This window comes from Comamonas faecalis (genome assembly GCF_039538025.1).
Classification (GTDB): Bacteria; Pseudomonadota; Gammaproteobacteria; order Burkholderiales; family Burkholderiaceae_C; genus Comamonas_C; species Comamonas_C faecalis.
Genome location: NZ_BAABBP010000021.1, coordinates 47,860 through 63,582 on the forward strand (window position 1 = coordinate 47,860; position 15,723 = coordinate 63,582).

At 65.1% G+C, this 15,723-nt stretch carries 15 protein-coding genes; 6 read left to right on the plus strand and 9 right to left on the minus strand.

Features of this window, described 5'->3' with window-relative positions; translation table 11 throughout:
- Positions 1-59 precede the first annotated feature (59 nt).
- The gene (locus ABD767_RS11835; RefSeq protein WP_103044852.1) at positions 60-1,073 is read left to right on the plus strand and encodes a fumarylacetoacetate hydrolase family protein; all 1,014 of its coding nucleotides are present in this window, start codon (positions 60-62) and stop codon (positions 1,071-1,073) included.
- 28 nt (positions 1,074-1,101) lie between these two features.
- Positions 1,102-1,752 (plus strand): maleylacetoacetate isomerase, encoded by a 651-nt coding sequence (maiA, locus tag ABD767_RS11840; RefSeq protein ID WP_344869707.1) that lies wholly within the window; start codon positions 1,102-1,104, stop codon positions 1,750-1,752.
- 67 nt (positions 1,753-1,819) lie between these two features.
- On the opposite strand, the gene pssA is transcribed toward maiA, so the two are convergent.
- From pssA to ABD767_RS11860, 4 genes are all read right to left on the minus strand, one after another.
- The gene (gene pssA / locus ABD767_RS11845; RefSeq protein ID WP_103044853.1) at positions 1,820-2,659 is read right to left on the minus strand and encodes a CDP-diacylglycerol--serine O-phosphatidyltransferase; all 840 of its coding nucleotides are present in this window, start codon (positions 2,657-2,659) and stop codon (positions 1,820-1,822) included.
- Between the two features lie 114 nt (positions 2,660-2,773).
- Positions 2,774-3,790 carry a ketol-acid reductoisomerase gene (ilvC, locus tag ABD767_RS11850; protein ID WP_103044841.1) on the minus strand — a complete coding sequence of 339 codons (1,017 nt, stop codon included), beginning with the start codon at positions 3,788-3,790 and terminating at the stop codon, positions 2,774-2,776.
- A gap of 92 nt (positions 3,791-3,882) precedes the next feature.
- Positions 3,883-4,374: an acetolactate synthase small subunit gene (gene ilvN / locus ABD767_RS11855; protein ID WP_103044842.1), complete on the minus strand. Its 492-nt coding sequence runs from the start codon at positions 4,372-4,374 to the stop codon at positions 3,883-3,885.
- A gap of 162 nt (positions 4,375-4,536) precedes the next feature.
- Complete coding sequence (locus ABD767_RS11860) at positions 4,537-6,327, minus strand: acetolactate synthase 3 catalytic subunit (RefSeq protein ID WP_103044843.1); 1,791 nt, start codon at positions 6,325-6,327, stop codon at positions 4,537-4,539.
- A 301-nt stretch (positions 6,328-6,628) separates the two neighbouring features.
- Here ABD767_RS11860 and ABD767_RS11865 point away from each other — a divergent pair, with 301 nt between their 5' ends.
- The gene (locus ABD767_RS11865; protein WP_103044844.1) at positions 6,629-8,677 is read left to right on the plus strand and encodes a M3 family metallopeptidase; all 2,049 of its coding nucleotides are present in this window, start codon (positions 6,629-6,631) and stop codon (positions 8,675-8,677) included.
- A gap of 50 nt (positions 8,678-8,727) precedes the next feature.
- Positions 8,728-9,306, plus strand: a complete 579-nt coding sequence (locus ABD767_RS11870; protein ID WP_103044845.1) for a glutaredoxin domain-containing protein — start codon at positions 8,728-8,730, stop codon at positions 9,304-9,306.
- Between the two features lie 89 nt (positions 9,307-9,395).
- On the opposite strand, the gene rpiA is transcribed toward ABD767_RS11870, so the two are convergent.
- The gene (gene rpiA / locus ABD767_RS11875) at positions 9,396-10,088 is read right to left on the minus strand and encodes a ribose-5-phosphate isomerase RpiA (protein ID WP_103044846.1); all 693 of its coding nucleotides are present in this window, start codon (positions 10,086-10,088) and stop codon (positions 9,396-9,398) included.
- A gap of 38 nt (positions 10,089-10,126) precedes the next feature.
- On the opposite strand from rpiA, the gene ABD767_RS11880 reads away from it, so the two are divergent.
- Positions 10,127-11,182 (plus strand): quinone-dependent dihydroorotate dehydrogenase, encoded by a 1,056-nt coding sequence (locus ABD767_RS11880; protein ID WP_103044847.1) that lies wholly within the window; start codon positions 10,127-10,129, stop codon positions 11,180-11,182.
- Between the two features lie 52 nt (positions 11,183-11,234).
- On the opposite strand, the gene ABD767_RS11885 is transcribed toward ABD767_RS11880, so the two are convergent.
- The 4 genes from ABD767_RS11885 to ABD767_RS11900 form a co-directional block, all read right to left on the minus strand.
- A complete protein-coding gene (locus tag ABD767_RS11885; RefSeq protein WP_344869704.1) occupies positions 11,235-11,585 on the minus strand; it encodes a hypothetical protein in 351 nt (116 codons plus the stop codon).
- A 29-nt stretch (positions 11,586-11,614) separates the two neighbouring features.
- Positions 11,615-11,977: a phage holin family protein gene (locus ABD767_RS11890; protein ID WP_344869705.1), complete on the minus strand. Its 363-nt coding sequence runs from the start codon at positions 11,975-11,977 to the stop codon at positions 11,615-11,617.
- 39 nt (positions 11,978-12,016) lie between these two features.
- Entirely contained in the window at positions 12,017-12,325 is a 309-nt protein-coding gene (locus tag ABD767_RS11895; protein ID WP_103044849.1) for a DUF883 family protein, read from the minus strand.
- A 173-nt stretch (positions 12,326-12,498) separates the two neighbouring features.
- Positions 12,499-13,599 carry an FAD-dependent oxidoreductase gene (locus ABD767_RS11900; protein WP_103044850.1) on the minus strand — a complete coding sequence of 367 codons (1,101 nt, stop codon included), beginning with the start codon at positions 13,597-13,599 and terminating at the stop codon, positions 12,499-12,501.
- Positions 13,600-13,937: 338 nt separating this feature from the next.
- Here ABD767_RS11900 and phaZ point away from each other — a divergent pair, with 338 nt between their 5' ends.
- The gene (gene phaZ / locus ABD767_RS11905; RefSeq protein ID WP_103044851.1) at positions 13,938-15,398 is read left to right on the plus strand and encodes a polyhydroxyalkanoate depolymerase; all 1,461 of its coding nucleotides are present in this window, start codon (positions 13,938-13,940) and stop codon (positions 15,396-15,398) included.
- The last annotated feature ends 325 nt before the right edge of the window (positions 15,399-15,723 follow it).

Genomic DNA, 15,723 nt, shown 5'->3' on the forward strand with positions numbered 1-15,723 from the left:
TTTTCATTGACGGATTGCCGGCGCAGATCCCCATCGGCCCTACGCCAAGGAGAATGAACATCAAACTCGCAACCCTGCAGCAAGGCGGCCGCGACGGCACTCTGGTCGTCGTCAGCCGTGACTTGAAGCGCTGCCGCGCCGTGCCCGCCATCGCCCGCACCATGCTGGCCGCCATGGACGAATGGGACAGCGTGGAGCAGCAGCTTCGCCAAGTCTACGAGGCCCTGAACAGCGGCACGCTCGAAGGCAATTGCTTCGACCAGGCTGCCTGCCACAGCCCGCTGCCGCGCACCTGGCAATGGGCCGACGGCTCGGCCTACATCAACCATGTGGAGCTGGTGCGCCGCGCGCGCAACGCCGAGGTGCCCGAGAGCTTCTACGCCGATCCGCTGATGTATCAAGGCGGCAGCGACGGCTTCATCCCACCGCGCGGCACCGTGGTGGCCAAGGAAGCCTGGGGCATCGACTTCGAGGCCGAGGTCAGCGTGGTGACCGGCGACGTGCCCCAGGGCGCGACGCCCGAGCAGGCCGCCCGCGCCATCCGACTGGTGATGCTGGTCAATGACGTTTCGCTGCGCAACCTGATCCCGGCTGAACTAGCCAAGGGCTTTGGCTTCTTCCAGGGCAAGCCCGCCAGCGCCTTCAGCCCCGTAGCCGTGACGCCCGACGAATTGGGCGATGCCTGGCACGACGCCAAGGTGCACCTGCCGCTGGTCGTGCACCTCAATGGCCAACTCTTTGGCAAGCCCAACGCGGGCGTGGACATGACGTTTGACTTCGGCCAGCTCGTCGCCCACGTGGCCAAGACACGCAACCTGTGCGCCGGCTCCATCGTCGGCTCGGGCACGGTGTCCAACAAGCAGGGCGACCTGTGGGGCTCTTCGATCGCCAATGGCGGCGTGGGCTACTGCTGCCTGGCCGAGGTGCGCACCTACGAGGCCATCGAACAGGGCAAGCCCACCACGCCCTTCATGAAGCAGGGCGACATCGTGCGCATTGAGATGTTCGACGACCAGGGGCAAAATATTTTCGGCTCGATCGAAAACCAGGTGCAAACACATGCTGCCGTCTGAAACCACACCATCGCCCGCGCATTCCGGGCTGCAGCTCTACTCTTACTTTCGCAGTTCCGCGGCCTATCGCGTACGCATCGCCCTGGCCCTCAAGGGCCTGTCCTACGAGACCATTCCCATTCACCTGCTGAAAGATGGCGGCCAACAAAATGCCAGCCACTACCGCAGCATCAACCCGCAAGGCCTGGTGCCCGCATTGCAAACCGCTGAAGGCGGGCCGGTGCTGGCACAGTCGCTGGCCATTCTGGAATACCTCGACGAGACCTATCCCGAGCCCGCCCTGCTGCCGGCCGACGCTATGGGACGCGCGCGCGTACGGGCCATTGCGCAAATGGTGGCCTGCGATATCCACCCACTCAACAACCTGCGCGTGCTGCGCTATCTGGTGCGCGACCTGGGACTGAGCCACGAACAAAAAGACGCCTGGTACGCCCACTGGATCGCGCTAGGCCTGCAGGCGGTCGAAGACACGCTGGCGCGCAGCAGCGACACCGGCCGCTTTTGCCATGGCGATACGCCGGGCCTGGCCGACTGCTGCCTGGTGCCGCAGTACGCCAACGCCCAGCGCGCCGGTTGCCCGACGCAGCCCTACCCGACCATCGAGCGCATCGTGAGCAACTGCCAGGCGCTGCCGGCCTTCGTGCAGGCCGCGCCGCAGAACCAACCCGACGCGGACTGAACGCCCAGCCGCCCGCCAACGGGAAAGGCGCGTACTCGCAGCGCTGCCGCGCCGCGCAACTTTCCCATCAGTGGTGCAGCCCCTGCTCGTCGGGCTCGTCGGTGGACGTGCTGATGACGCTGGTCGGCTGGCCCTTGGAGCGACGCCAGAAATACACGACATAGCCGCTCAGGCCATAGAGCACGAAGACGCCGAACAGCACGGTGGGCGGGTGCAGGTTGACGATGGCAAAGGCGAGCGCGATCAGCACGATGGCGGCAAACGGAACGGTCTTCTTCATGCGCACGTCCTTGAAACTGTAGAACGGCACGTTGGTCACCATGGTCAGGCCAGCGTAGAGCGTGAACGCGAACATGATCCAGCTGATCTGCAGCCAGCTCAGCCACTCGCCATCCTGGCCTTTTTGCACGTCCAGCTCGGTCATCAGCCAGATGAAACCCGCCACCAGCGCCGCCGCCGCGGGCGACGGCAGGCCCTGGAAATAGCGCTTGTCGACCACACCGGTATTGACGTTGAAGCGCGCCAGGCGCAGCGCAGCGCAGGCGCAGTAGACGAAGGCGGCGAACCAGCCCCAGCGGTGCAGATCCTGCAATGCCCAGATATAGGCGACCAGCGCCGGCGCCGCGCCAAACGACACCATGTCCGACAGCGAGTCCATCTGCTCGCCGAACGCGCTTTGCGTGTTCGTCATGCGCGCCACGCGCCCGTCCAGGCTGTCGAACACCATGGCGCAAAAAATGCCGATGGCGGCCAGGTCGAAGCGGCCATTGACCGCGGCGATGATGGCGTAAAACCCGCCGAACAAGGCGGTCAGCGTGAACAGATTGGGCAAGATGTAAATGCCCTTGCGACGCTTGCGCACCACCACGCCAGCCTGCGGGTCGACCGCGTCCTTGCGATCATCCATGTGATCCACTCCACGGCCCGCGTCGGCGCGCAGCGCCAGCGGGCAAAAACACAAAAGTGTAGTGTGATGCAAAAAGGCCACCGAAGTGGCCTTGGAAAGCTGCGATGCAGGCAATCAGTTGCGCGTTTGGTCAACCAGCTTGTTCTTGGCGATCCAGGGCATCATGGCGCGCAGCTTGCCGCCGACTTGCTCGATGCTGTGGTCGGCCAGGTTGCGGCGGCGGGCCGTCATGCTGGGATAGTTCAGGCGGCCTTCCTGGATGAACATCTTGGCGTATTCGCCGTCCTGGATGCGCTTGAGCGCGTTGCGCATGGCCTTGCGCGACTCTTCATTGATGACCTCCGGGCCGGTCACATACTCGCCGTACTCGGCGTTGTTGCTGATCGAGTAGTTCATGTTGGCGATGCCGCCTTCATAGATCAGATCGACGATCAGCTTCAACTCGTGCAGGCACTCGAAGTAGGCCATCTCGGGCGCGTAGCCGGCCTCGACCAGCGTCTCGTAGCCCATCTTGATCAGCTCGACCGCGCCGCCGCACAGCACGGCCTGCTCGCCAAACAGGTCGGTCTCTGTCTCTTCCTTGAAGGTGGTCTCGATGATGCCGGCCTTGCCGCCGCCGTTGGCCATGGCGTAGGACAGGGCCAGGTCGCGCGCCTTGCCCGACTTGTCCTGGTGCACGGCCACCAGGTGGGGCACGCCGCCGCCCTGGGTGTAGGTGTTGCGCACCGTGTGACCGGGAGCCTTGGGGGCAACCATCCACACGTCCAGGTCTGCGCGCGGCACGACCTGGTTGTAGTGCACGTTGAAGCCATGGGCGAATGCCAGCGACGCGCCCTGCTTGATGTTCGGCTCGACGTTGTTCTTGTAGACCTCGCCGATCTGCTCATCGGGCAGCAGGATCATGACCACGTCGGCTGCCTTCACTGCGTCGTTGACTTCCAGCACGTTCAGCCCGGCCTTGCCGACCTTGTCCCAGCTGGCGCCGCCCTTGCGCAGGCCGACTACGACTTTCACGCCGCTGTCGTTGAGGTTTTGCGCGTGCGCGTGGCCTTGCGAGCCATAGCCGATGATGGCGACGGTCTTGCCCTTGATGAGGGACAGGTCACAGTCTTTATCGTAGAAAACTTTCATGGTTGCTCCGGTTGAAATTGTGTTGGGGCGTTGAAGGAAAGAGAAGAATTGTGTTGCAGCCGCCGTGGCCGCTGCACGGATGGGATCAGGGATCAGACGCGCAGAATACGCTCGCCGCGGCCGATGCCGCTGGCACCGGTGCGCACGGTCTCCAGAATGGCGGTGCGATCGATGGCCTGCAGAAAGGCGTCGTTCTTGGCCTGATCACCGGTCACCTCGATGGTGTAGCTCTTGTCGGTCACGTCGATGATGCGCCCGCGGAAGATGTCGGCCATGCGCTTCATCTCCTCGCGCTCCTTGCCGACGGCTCGCACCTTGACCATCATCAGCTCGCGCTCGGCGTACGAGCCCTCGGTCAGGTCGACGACCTTGACCACCTCGATCAGGCGGTTCAGATGTTTGGTGATCTGCTCGATCACGTCGTCCGATCCCGCCGTTTGGATGGTCATGCGCGACAGCGACGCATCCTCGGTGGGTGCCACGGTGAGCGACTCGATGTTGTAGCCACGGGCAGAGAACAGCGCCACCACACGGGACAGCGCGCCAGGCTCGTTCTCCAGGAGAACGGCAATGATGTGTTTCATGTCAGATTCCTCTTTTTGCGACGGCAGACGATCCGAAACGGGTCGCAGAAAACTGCCGTTTTTCGCTGCCCTCCCCCGGCGCCGGTAAGCGCCAGGCTTGGCAGGCAATAGATTCGTCCAGGGGGAATGGCCGGGCACTGCGCACCCGGCCGCTTAGGCGATTTACAGGTCTTCGGCTCCCAGCAGCATCTCGGTGATGCCTTTGCCGGGCTGAACCATCGGGAAGACGTTCTCGGTCGGGTCGGTGCGGAAATCGAGGAACACGGTGCGATCCTTCAACTTGCGCGCCTCGTGCAGCGCACCTTCGACGTCCTGCGGACGCTCGATCAGCAGTCCGACGTGGCCATAGGCCTCGGCCAGCTTGACGAAGTTGGGCAGCGCATCCATGTAGCTGTGGCTGTAGCGCCCCGAGTACTGGATTTCCTGCCACTGGCGCACCATGCCGAGGTAGCGATTGTTCAGCGACACGATCTTGATCGGCGTGTTGTACTGCAGGCAGGTGGACAGTTCCTGGATGTTCATCTGCACCGAACCCTCGCCGGTGATGCAGAACACCTCGGCCTGCGGCTTGGCCAGCTTGATGCCCATTGCATACGGAATGCCGACGCCCATCGTGCCCAGGCCACCGGAGTTGATCCAGCGGCGCGGCTCCTCGAAGCGGTAGTACTGCGCGGCCCACATCTGGTGCTGGCCGACGTCGGACGTGATGTAGACATCGTCGTCCTTGGTCATGTTCCACAGCGTCTCGACCACGTGCTGGGGCTTGATCACGTCCTGGTTGCCGTGGTCGTACTGCAGGCAGTCCTGGCTGCGCCAGCCTTCAATGCGCTCCCACCAGGCGGCCAGCGCCGACGCGTCGGGCTTTTGCTTGGCTTCGCGAATCATCGCGATCAGCTCGCTGAGCACTTCCTTGACGTCGCCGACGATCGGAATGTCGACCTTGACGCGCTTGGAGATGCTCGACGGATCGACGTCGACGTGGATGATCTTGCGCTCGACCTGCGCGAAATGCTTGGTGTTGCCGATCACGCGATCGTCGAAGCGCGCGCCAACGGCGAGCAGCACGTCGCAGTGCTGCATGGCGTTGTTGGCCTCCACCGTCCCGTGCATGCCCAGCATGCCCAGGAACTTGCGGTCGCTGGCCGGATAGGCGCCCAGGCCCATCAGCGTGTGCGTGACCGGATAGCCCAGCATGTCCACCAGCTGGCGCAGCTCACCACAGGCATTGCCCAGCAGCACACCGCCACCCGTGTAGATATAAGGGCGCTTGGCGTTCAGCAACAGCTGCAGCGCCTTGCGGATCTGCCCGCTGTGGCCCTTGCGCACCGGGTTGTACGAGCGCATTTCTATCGTCTTGGGATAGCCGGCAAACGCCGTCTTGTGCAGCGAGACATCTTTCGGGATGTCGACCACCACGGGGCCGGGCCGCCCGGTGCGCGCAATGTGGAAGGCCTTCTTCATCGTCAGCGCCAGGTCGCGCACGTCCTTGACCAGGAAGTTGTGCTTGACGATGGGGCGCGTGATGCCGACGGTGTCGCACTCCTGGAATGCATCCTGTCCGATCGCCGCCGTGGGCACCTGGCCGGCGATGACCACCATCGGAATCGAGTCCATGTAGGCGGTCGCGATACCGGTCACCGCGTTGGTCAGGCCGGGGCCGGAGGTGACCAGCGCAACGCCCACCTCGCCGGTGGCGCGGGCATAGCCGTCCGCGGCATGCACTGCCGCCTGCTCGTGGCGCACCAGCACGTGCTGGATGCTCTCTTGCTTGTACAGCGCGTCGTAGATGTACAGGACGGCGCCGCCCGGATAGCCCCAGATGAAGGGCACGCCCTCGGCCTCCAGGGCCTTGACGACGATTTCGGCGCCCATCAGCTCGGGCTGGGCGGCGTCGGAAGAAGAGGGGGCGCTTGCTGCGGCTGCCGATGCGATTTCGGCATGGGAGATTTTCATGATCAACCTTTGCGAATTTCTCTAACGAAAAACCTTGGGTGCTCCTCGTACGGACTCTTGTGAAGCCGCCTGGGAACTTGAGGCCTCGGCCATGGGCGTCGAAGGTATGCGCCGAACCGGGACCCGTTTGCCTTGTTTGGGAACGAAGGCGCATTATTGCACTGCACAACGACTTTTTCCCACTGAGGCGCAAAAAATCGACCGCGCGCGGCGTGCAGCACAATTGCAGCGACAGGCTTTTCGCCCGCGTCCCGCATCTCCATGGCTTGAGCTTGCGGCAAACACCCCCATCTGAACGCCCATGAACAGCGCTTGCAACAACAACCCTCTTCTCGACTTTTCCGGCGCCATCGCCTTCGACCGCATCACGGCGGACGACATCGCCCCGGCCCTGGATACTTTGCTGGCACGCGCCGAACAGGCGCTGCAGACCGTCACCACGGCCGGCTTTGCCCCTGACTGGAACGGCGTAGCCAGGGTGCTTGACGTGGCCACGGAGCAGTTGGGCCGCGCCTGGGGCGTAGTCAGCCACCTCAGCAGCGTGATGGACACGCCTGCGTTGCGCGCCGCCTACAACGAGGCGCTGCCGCGCATCACCGCGTTCTGGACCCGGCTGGGCTCGGACGAGCGCCTGTACGCGCTGTACAAGGCAATGGACGTGCAAAAACTCAACGCCGAGCAGCGCCAGGCGCTGTCCAACGCGCTGCGCGGCTTCCGCCTGTCGGGCGCCGAGCTGCAGGGCAAGGACAAGGAGCGCTTTGCCCAGATCCAGGAAGAGCTGGCAGCGCTGCAGCAGAAATTCAGCGAGAACGCGCTGGACGCAACCGACGCCTTTGCCTACTACGCCAGTGAAGACGAACTGGCCGGCATGCCCGACGACGTGGTGCAGGCCGCCCGCGTAGCCGCCCAGGCCGACGATAAGGACGGCTACAAGCTGTCGCTGAAGATTCCCTGCTACCTGCCCGTGATGCAGTTCGCCCACAGCCGCACGCTGCGCGAACGCATGTACCGCGCCTACGTCACGCGCGCCTCCGACCAGGCCGAGGGCGATGCCAAGGGCTTTGACAACAGCGCCGTGATGCACGACATCCTGAGGCTGCGCCGCGAAGAAGCGCGGCTGCTGGGCTATGCCAACTTTGGCGAGGTGTCGCTGGTCGCCAAGATGGCGGACTCGCCCGCGCAGGTCATCCACTTTCTGCGCGACCTGGCGCAGCGCGCGCGCCCGTTCGCCGAGAAGGATCTGCAGGATCTGCGCCGCTTTGCCAGCGAGAAATTCGAACTGTCCGACCCGCAGGCCTGGGACTGGCCCTACATATCCGAGCATCTCAAGCAGGAGCGCTACGCCTTCAGCGAGCAGGAGGTCAAGCGCTATTTCCCGGCGCCCAAGGTGCTCGCCGGCCTGTTCAAGATCGTCGAAACCCTGTTCGAAGTGGCGATCCGCCGCGACGAAGCGCCCGTCTGGCACCCGGCTGTCGAGTTCTACCGCATCGAGCGCGACGGCAAGCTGGTCGGCCAGTTCTATCTGGACAAGCCCGCGCGCAACGGCAAGCGCGGCGGCGCCTGGATGGACGACGCGCGCAGCCGCTGGCTGCGCGCCGACACCGGTGCGCTGCAAACGCCCGTGGCCTACCTGGTGTGCAACTTTGCCGAGGGCGTGGATGGCAAGTCCGCGCTGCTCACGCACGACGACGTGATCACGCTGTTCCATGAATTCGGCCACGGCCTGCACCACATGCTCACGCGCGTGAGCGAGCACGACGTCTCGGGCATCAGCGGCGTGGAGTGGGACGCGGTCGAGCTGCCCAGCCAGTTCATGGAAAACTTCTGCTGGGAATGGGAGGTGCTGCGCCACATGACCGCCCATGTCGACACCGGCGAGCCCCTGCCGCGCGCGCTGTACGACAAGATGGTCGCCGCCAAGAACTACCAGGCCGGCATGCAAACGCTGCGCCAGATCGAATTTTCACTGTTCGATATGCTGCTGCACACCGGCGAGGACGCCACGCCCGACATCCAGGAGCTGTTGACCCGCGTGCGCGACGAAGTAGCGGTGCTGCAGCCGCCCTCCTTCAACCGCATGGCGCACACCTTCAGCCACATCTTCGCCGGCGGCTATGCGGCGGGCTACTACAGCTACAAATGGGCCGAGGTACTGTCGGCCGACGCCTACGCCGCCTTCGAAGAGACCATGCAACCGGACGGCACGCCCAGCCTGGAGACCGGACGGCGCTACCGCCAGGAAATCCTGGAAGTGGGCGGCAGCCGCCCGGCAATGGAGTCGTTCAAGGCGTTTCGCGGGCGCGAGCCGACGCTGGACGCGCTGCTGCGCCACCAGGGTATGGCCGCCTGACACGGCAGCCGCGCCGTGCACCACTGCGCTCGTTGAGGAGCCAAGCCACGATGACCATGACCCGCAAACAGCTCACCCACCTGGCCCTGTGCGCGCTGGTCGCGGGCGGCGTCCTGCAAGGCGCGTGGGCCCAGCCCGTGTATCGCATCATCGGGCCTGACGGCCGCGTCACCTTCACCGATCGGCCGCCTACCGAAGCGAGTACCGAGGTACGAACCGCGGTCACGGGCAATCCATCCAATGCAGCTGCCGACGCGAGCTGGCCCGCCGCACTGCGCCAGGCGGCACAGCGCTACCCGGCCACGCTGTACACGGACGCGGTCTGCGCACCTTGCGACGCAGCGCGCAGCTACCTGCACGAACGCGGCATTCCGTTTGCCGAACGCACCGTCAGCAGCAACGCCGACATCGATGCCCTCAGGCGCCTGAGCGGAGACGCCCAGCTGCCGGTGCTGGCGCTGGGGTCGGAGCAGCTCAGAGGCTTTGAGCGCAGCGAATGGGCACGCTACCTGGATGCGGCCGGCTATCCGGCGCAGTCGCAACTGCCCGCCGACTATCAGCGCCACGCCGCTGGTACCGGTCGCGCAGGAACGGCGCCAGCCTCCGGCCAATGGCAGCGATGGTGCTAAAGCTGCCAATCCACACGAAGAAAACGCCCCGCAGCCAACGCCAGCCAACCCGGCCGGCATCGTCTTCTGACGACGCAGCCCACGCCGCGTCAGTGTCGGTAAGTGATCGTCTGCACGCCTTCGCTGGTGGCCAGCAGGCAGACGCTGGCCTTCTGGTGGGCAAACACGCCGACGGTCACGACGCCGGGCCACTGGTTGACCTCGCTCTCGAAGCCCAGCGGATCGGCGATCGACAGCCCATGCACGTCCAGAATGTGCTGGCCGTTGTCGGTCACCAGCGGCTGGCCGTCGCGCATGCGCAGCACCGCCCGTCCGCCCAGTGCAGCGCAGCGGCGCACGACATGCTGCGTGGCCATCGGAATCACCTCGACCGGCAGCGGAAACTTCCCCAGCACCTCGACGCGCTTGGACGCGTCGGCAATGCAGATGAAGCGCTCAGCCAGCGCCGCGACGATTTTCTCGCGCGTCAGCGCCGCGCCGCCGCCCTTGACCATGTAGCCGCGGCCGTCGATCTCGTCGGCGCCGTCGATGTAGACCGCCAGCGAATCGACCGCGTTGGCGTCAAGAACCGGAATGCCGATCGCCTTGAGCCGTTCGGTGCTGGCCACCGAGCTGGACACCGCTCCGCGCACCTGGTCGCGCATGCCGGCCAGCGCATCGATGAACTTGTTGACCGTCGAGCCCGTGCCCACGCCGACGATGCCGCCCGGAACCACATACTGCAGTGCGGCCTGGCCCACCAGGGCCTTGAGTTCGTCTTGGGTGCGGATGGCAGTGCTCATGATCGGGGAGAATCAATGTAAAGACCGCAATTATCGCCATGCCACCCATTCCCTACGCCCTCACCCGCCCGCTGCTCTTTGGCATGGATGCCGAAGCCACCCACGAAATCACGCTCGACCTGCTCGCCCGCGGCCAGAACACGCCGCTGCAATGGGCCTGGGCGAACAAGCCGGTGAGCGACCCGGTGCAGCTTGCGGGCCTGACCTTTCCCAACCGCGTCGGCATGGCCGCCGGGCTGGACAAGAACGCGCGCTGCATCGACGCGCTGGCCGCCATGGGTTTCGGCTTTGTCGAGGTCGGCACCGTCACGCCCCGCCCCCAGCCCGGCAACCCAAAACCGCGCATGTTCCGCCTGCCGCAGGCGCAGGCACTGATCAACCGCATGGGCTTCAACAACGACGGGCTGGACGCCTTCGTCGCCAACGTGCGCCGCTCACGCGTGCGCAGCCAGGGCAAGCCGCTGCTGCTGGGCCTGAACATCGGCAAGAACGCCACAACGGCCATCGAAGACGCCACCAGCGACTACCTGGCCTGCCTGGATGGTGTGTACGCGCACGCCGACTACGTGGCGGTCAACATCAGTTCGCCCAACACCAAGAATCTGCGTGCGCTGCAAAGCGACGCTGCATTGGACGCGCTGCTGAGCGCGCTGGCGCAGCGCCGCGAGCAGCTGGCAGTCCAGCAAGGGCGGCGCGTGCCGCTGTTCGTCAAGATTGCGCCCGACCTGGACGAGGCACAGGTACAGATGATTGCCGCAGCGCTGCTGCGCCACGGCATGGATGGCGTCGTCGCCACAAACACCACGGTGGCGCGCGACGCGGTTCAGGCCCTGCCCCACGCGCAGGAGGCGGGCGGCCTGAGCGGCGCGCCGGTGCTGCAGGCCAGCAACGCCGTGATCCGCCAGCTGCGCGCAGCGCTGGGCGCAGCGTTTCCCATCATCGGTGTCGGCGGCATCCTGCGCGCCGAAGACGCGGTCAGCAAGATCGAAGCGGGCGCCGATGTGGTGCAGATCTACACCGGCCTGATCTACCAGGGCCCGGCGCTGGTCGACCAGACGGCACGCGCACTGCAGGCGCTGCGCGCACGCGGCTGAAAACTGAAATACGCCCTGACGACCGCCGCCGGCAATGCCGGGTGGGCGGCTTTCACGGACGCCAAATGCGCAGCGCTGCCGGCAACAGCCAGCTTGACCAGCGCAGCAAACGCCTGGGGCCGGCTACAGCGGTCACGCCCAGCACCGCAATGCTGAGCACCGGGTGCAGGCGGCCAAAGCTGAACAGGCGCTGCGCCATGGGCGCTGACGGATCCACCCGCTGTCCCTGGGCAACCGCCAGCACTTCCTGCGCTTTGCGCTTCTCGCGCCGCGCGCGCAGGGCGTCACGCTGCGCGTGGATGCGCTGCAGCACCTCCTGCTGCGCCGGCGTGGCCGCAAGCTCAATCCAGGCGTGCGGCGCACTGCGGCTGGCGACGTCCGCTTGCGGCGCAGCCTTTTGCATGGAGCTCTGTGTGTTCGGCGCCGCCATGGTCACAGACCCTCCTTGAAGGTGTCCCAGTCCTGCGCCAGCTCATGGCGGGTCAGCGCAAACGGACGGCCCAGGCGCTGCAGCACCCGGACGAGCAAAAAACCGCCCAAACCGCACAACAACAGCGCCGCCGCCACCAGCCACCACAGCACAGTGGTGCGGTCGGGCGTGTCCCAATACGGCGCGGCGATGGCAGCGGCCAGCAGCAGCAGCGCCACCACGACCAGGCTGCACACGCCAATGGTCAACAGCACCAGCCAGGCGATTTGCAGGCGCACCTGCGCCCATTCCAGGCGCGCCAGCAGCACGCGGTCATGCGCCGCCTGGGCGCCGCGCTGCGCACTGGCACGCAACTGTTCACGCAAGCCCCTGAGGGCCGCCAACGGCATCGGCCCGCGCCCCGGTCAGCGACGCGCCAGCAAAAAACCCACCAGCGCGCCCACGGCCAGCGCGGCGCTGGCGACGCGCCAGGGTTCGTCATGGGCGTAACGGTCGGCGATGCGAGCAGCCTCCTTGGCCTGCTCCGCCGCATCCTGAGCGGCGCGTACGGCCGAGTCGCGGGCGGCGTGGATGCCGTCGTCCAGGCGCTTGCGCAACTGCTTGATCTCGGGAATGCCATCCAGATCATGGCTGGACAGCAGATTGCGCAAATCACCCACCAGGCGTTCGAGTTCGCCCTGGGTGCTGCCTGTCGCTTCAGAGACGGTGTTCATATCTCAATCCTTTACTCAGTGGTTACGACAAAAGCACGCGCCGGCTTGGCCCGAGAGGCTCCCGAACCTGGAAACCAGATGCGGCAACGGCCAGGCCACGCCGGGCATGGAAAACATCTTAATGCCATTACCACCCATTGGTTGCACACTTTCAAAGCCTCGCTGCACCGGGTTCAAGCGAGCAAGGCACCGACGTGCGCGGCAATCGCCAGCGCACTGGTCAGGCCCGGTGATTCGATGCCAAACAGATTGACCAGCCCGGCGATGCCATGCTGCGCCGCCCCCTGAATCAGAAAATCGGCCGCCGGCTGGCCCGGGCCGCTGATCTTGGGCCGCATGCCCGCGTAGTCTGGTTGCAAGGCGCCGTCGGGCAGCGCGGGCCAGTAGCGGCGCACGGCTGCGGCAAAAGCCGCCGCGTGCCCGGCGTCGACCTGCAGGTCGCCCGGATCGTCCACCCACTGCACGTCGGGGCCAAAGCGCGCCTGGCCGCCCAGATCCAGCGTCAGATGCACGCCCAGTCCGCCCTCCTCTGGCACCGGGTAAACCAGGTGCGAAAACGGCGCCTTGCCGGCCAACGAAAAATAACTGCCCTTGGCAAAAAAGGCCTGTGGCACGAGTGCTGAATCCAATCCGTCGAAACACCGCGCCAACGCCACGGCGCCCAGCCCTGCGGCATTGACCACGGCACGCGCCCGCAGCACGGTTCCGTCGTGCGTCACCAACGCAAATGCGTGCGGCGCGCAGTGCATCTGAACCAGCCGCGTGTGCAAGACGACCATGCCGCCAGCCCGCTCCAGATCGGCCTGCAGCGACAGCATCAGCGCATGGCTGTCGACGATGCCGGTGCTCGGAGAGAGCAGCGCCGCACGGCACTCCAGTTGCGGCTCCAGCCGCTGCACTTGCGCCCAATCCAGCCATTGCAGATCCGTCACGCCATTGGCCCGCGCCTGCTGCGCAATGCGTTGCAGTTGCCCATACTGCTCCGCATGGGCGGCCACCAGCAGCTTGCCGCAGCGCCGGTGGCCGATGGAGCGCTGCGCGCAGTAGTCGTACAGCATCTGCCGCCCTTGCACGCACAGCCCGGCCTTGAGCGAGCCGCCCGGGTAGTACAGGCCGGCATGGATGACCTCGCTGTTGCGTGCGCTCGTTTGTGTGCCGATGGCGCCCTCGGCCTCCAGCACCAGCACCTCGCGCCCCTGCAGCGCCAGCGCGCGCGCCACCGCCAGGCCAACCACCCCGGCGCCCACCACCACGCATTCGACGTCATCACTCATGAACGCACATCACCCCACAAACAGTCGAAATAGCACGCCAATGATGGTCTGAACCTCTACGCCAGACCAGGTAAAGGGACAAGCACAAACATCAAGACCAGCACCGCCGCCCAGAGGCAACTGTAGACAATTGTGAACCCCTGACACACCTTCACTACGGCGTCAGCACGAAAGCGGCTTCAGCAGTAATATGCGGCACCAAACCGACACATCCACGGCACGCACCCTTCGTTTTCTGGGAAACCCGGCAGTCCGAATGTGTCTTATGTGAGACAGGTGCAACACAAAAAATCCAAGAACAGCCTTTATGCTGCACTGCAACATAGAATCCCCACCCCATGCTCTACACGATTTACGAAACGCAGCGCAGCCTGATGGAGCCGTTTGCTGACCTGGCGCAAGCTGCGGCCAAGTTTTACAGCAATTCGCTCAATCCCTTCAGCGAAACCCAGCTGTCGCACCGCGTCGCGGCCAGCTACGAGCTGCTGCACCGCCTTGGCAAGGACTACGAAAAGCCTGAATTCGGCATCCGCACCGTGGACGTCGACGGCATTGGCGTGGCCATTCACGAGCGCATCGAGATCGACAAGCCTTTTTGCGAGCTGCGCCGCTTCAAACGCTTCTCCGACGACCCGCCCACGCTGACCAAGCTCAAGACGCAGCCCGTGGTGCTGATCGTCGCACCGCTGTCGGGGCACTACGCCACACTCCTGCGCGAGACCGTGCGCACCATGCTCAGCGGCCACAAGGTCTACATCACCGACTGGAAGAACGCCCGCATGGTTCCTCTGGCCGACGGCGACTTCCACCTGGACGACTACGTCAACTACGTGCAGGAATTCGTCCGCCACCTGCAGGCCACCTACGGCAACTGCCACGTGATGAGCGTGTGCCAGCCCACGGTTCCGGTGCTGGCCGCCATCTCGCTGATGGCCAGCCGCGGCGAAACCCCGCCGCTGTCGATGACCATGATGGGTGGGCCCATCGACGCGCGCCGCTCGCCGACCACGGTGAACAACCTGGCAACGCAGCGCAGTTTCGAGTGGTTTGAAAACAACGTGATATACGGCGTTCCAGGAAAATTCCCGGGCGTCGGGCGACAGGTCTACCCCGGCTTTCTTCAGCACGTCGGCTTCGTCGCGATGAACCCCGACCGCCACGCCTCCAGCCACTACGACTTCTTCAAGAACCTGATCCGCGGCGACGACGCCAGCGCCGAGGCGCACCGCAAGTTCTACGACGAGTACAACGCGGTACTCGACATGGACGCGAACTACTACCTGGAGACGATCAAGACCGTGTTCCAGGACTTCAGCCTGGTCAACGGCACCTGGGACGTCCGCTCACCCGAGGGCGCGATCGAACGCGTGCGCCCGCAGGACATCCAGAACACCGCCTTGCTGACCGTCGAAGGCGAGTTCGACGACATCTCCGGCAGCGGCCAGACCCGTGCGGCCCAGGATCTGTGCACGCAGATTGCCGACGACCGGCGCCAGCACATCGAAGTCAAGGGCGCGGGCCACTACGGCATCTTCAGCGGCCGGCGCTGGCGCGAATATGTCTATCCGCAGGTGCGCGACTTCATGGCGCGCAACGAACCACAAGCCCTGGCATTGAACAAACTCCACGCTGAAGAAGCGCGGGCCAAATTCATCGAGGCGAAGGAGACCCAGGCCGAGGAAGCCAAGGTGGCACTGACCGAATCCATGGCCGCCGAGCCCGTGGCCGCCAAGCCTGCAATTGCAGAACCCGCGCCCAGCGCGCCCGCGCGCCGCAGCGGTTCGCGCCGCGCCGCATGAAGCCCCAACGCGAGGCCGCAGATTCTTCCCCGTCATACCGGCGGAAGAACGTCACCCCGGACTCTGATCCGGGGCCGGTATCCAGCCCTCGCCGTGAAGGAGGCGTCGTCGCTGGATTGCGGCTTTCGCCGCAATGACGGAGTAAGGGAATTCCTGTCTTTGGGTGGGCAGCGAGCTGCGGAAAGATCGTGAACACGCTCTTAGGGAAATCCTGCAAAACCTCCCCGTCTGTCTGGTAGGTGTCAGCCACCGCTGGCATTCTCCTCATCCATGAAGCAAACCAACCTCGCCCTGAACCTGAGCACGCGCAAGACGCGCAAGCAAG

What these genes read in the sequence shown, in the direction of transcription:
- pssA (WP_103044853.1), bottom strand. Translation starts at nt 2,659, where the DNA reads ATGGATGATCGCAAGGACGCGGTCGACCCGCAGGCTGGCGTGGTGGTG.
- ilvC (WP_103044841.1), bottom strand. Translation starts at nt 3,790, where the DNA reads ATGAAAGTTTTCTACGATAAAGACTGTGACCTGTCCCTCATCAAGGGC.
- ilvN (WP_103044842.1), bottom strand. Translation starts at nt 4,374, where the DNA reads ATGAAACACATCATTGCCGTTCTCCTGGAGAACGAGCCTGGCGCGCTG.
- ABD767_RS11860 (WP_103044843.1), bottom strand. Translation starts at nt 6,327, where the DNA reads ATGAAAATCTCCCATGCCGAAATCGCATCGGCAGCCGCAGCAAGCGCC.
- ABD767_RS11865 (WP_103044844.1), top strand. Translation starts at nt 6,629, where the DNA reads ATGAACAGCGCTTGCAACAACAACCCTCTTCTCGACTTTTCCGGCGCC.
- ABD767_RS11870 (WP_103044845.1), top strand. Translation starts at nt 8,728, where the DNA reads ATGACCATGACCCGCAAACAGCTCACCCACCTGGCCCTGTGCGCGCTG.
- rpiA (WP_103044846.1), bottom strand. Translation starts at nt 10,088, where the DNA reads ATGAGCACTGCCATCCGCACCCAAGACGAACTCAAGGCCCTGGTGGGC.
- ABD767_RS11880 (WP_103044847.1), top strand. Translation starts at nt 10,127, where the DNA reads ATGCCACCCATTCCCTACGCCCTCACCCGCCCGCTGCTCTTTGGCATG.
- ABD767_RS11885 (WP_344869704.1), bottom strand. Translation starts at nt 11,585, where the DNA reads ATGCAAAAGGCTGCGCCGCAAGCGGACGTCGCCAGCCGCAGTGCGCCG.
- ABD767_RS11895 (WP_103044849.1), bottom strand. Translation starts at nt 12,325, where the DNA reads ATGAACACCGTCTCTGAAGCGACAGGCAGCACCCAGGGCGAACTCGAA.
- ABD767_RS11900 (WP_103044850.1), bottom strand. Translation starts at nt 13,599, where the DNA reads ATGAGTGATGACGTCGAATGCGTGGTGGTGGGCGCCGGGGTGGTTGGC.
- phaZ (WP_103044851.1), top strand. Translation starts at nt 13,938, where the DNA reads ATGCTCTACACGATTTACGAAACGCAGCGCAGCCTGATGGAGCCGTTT.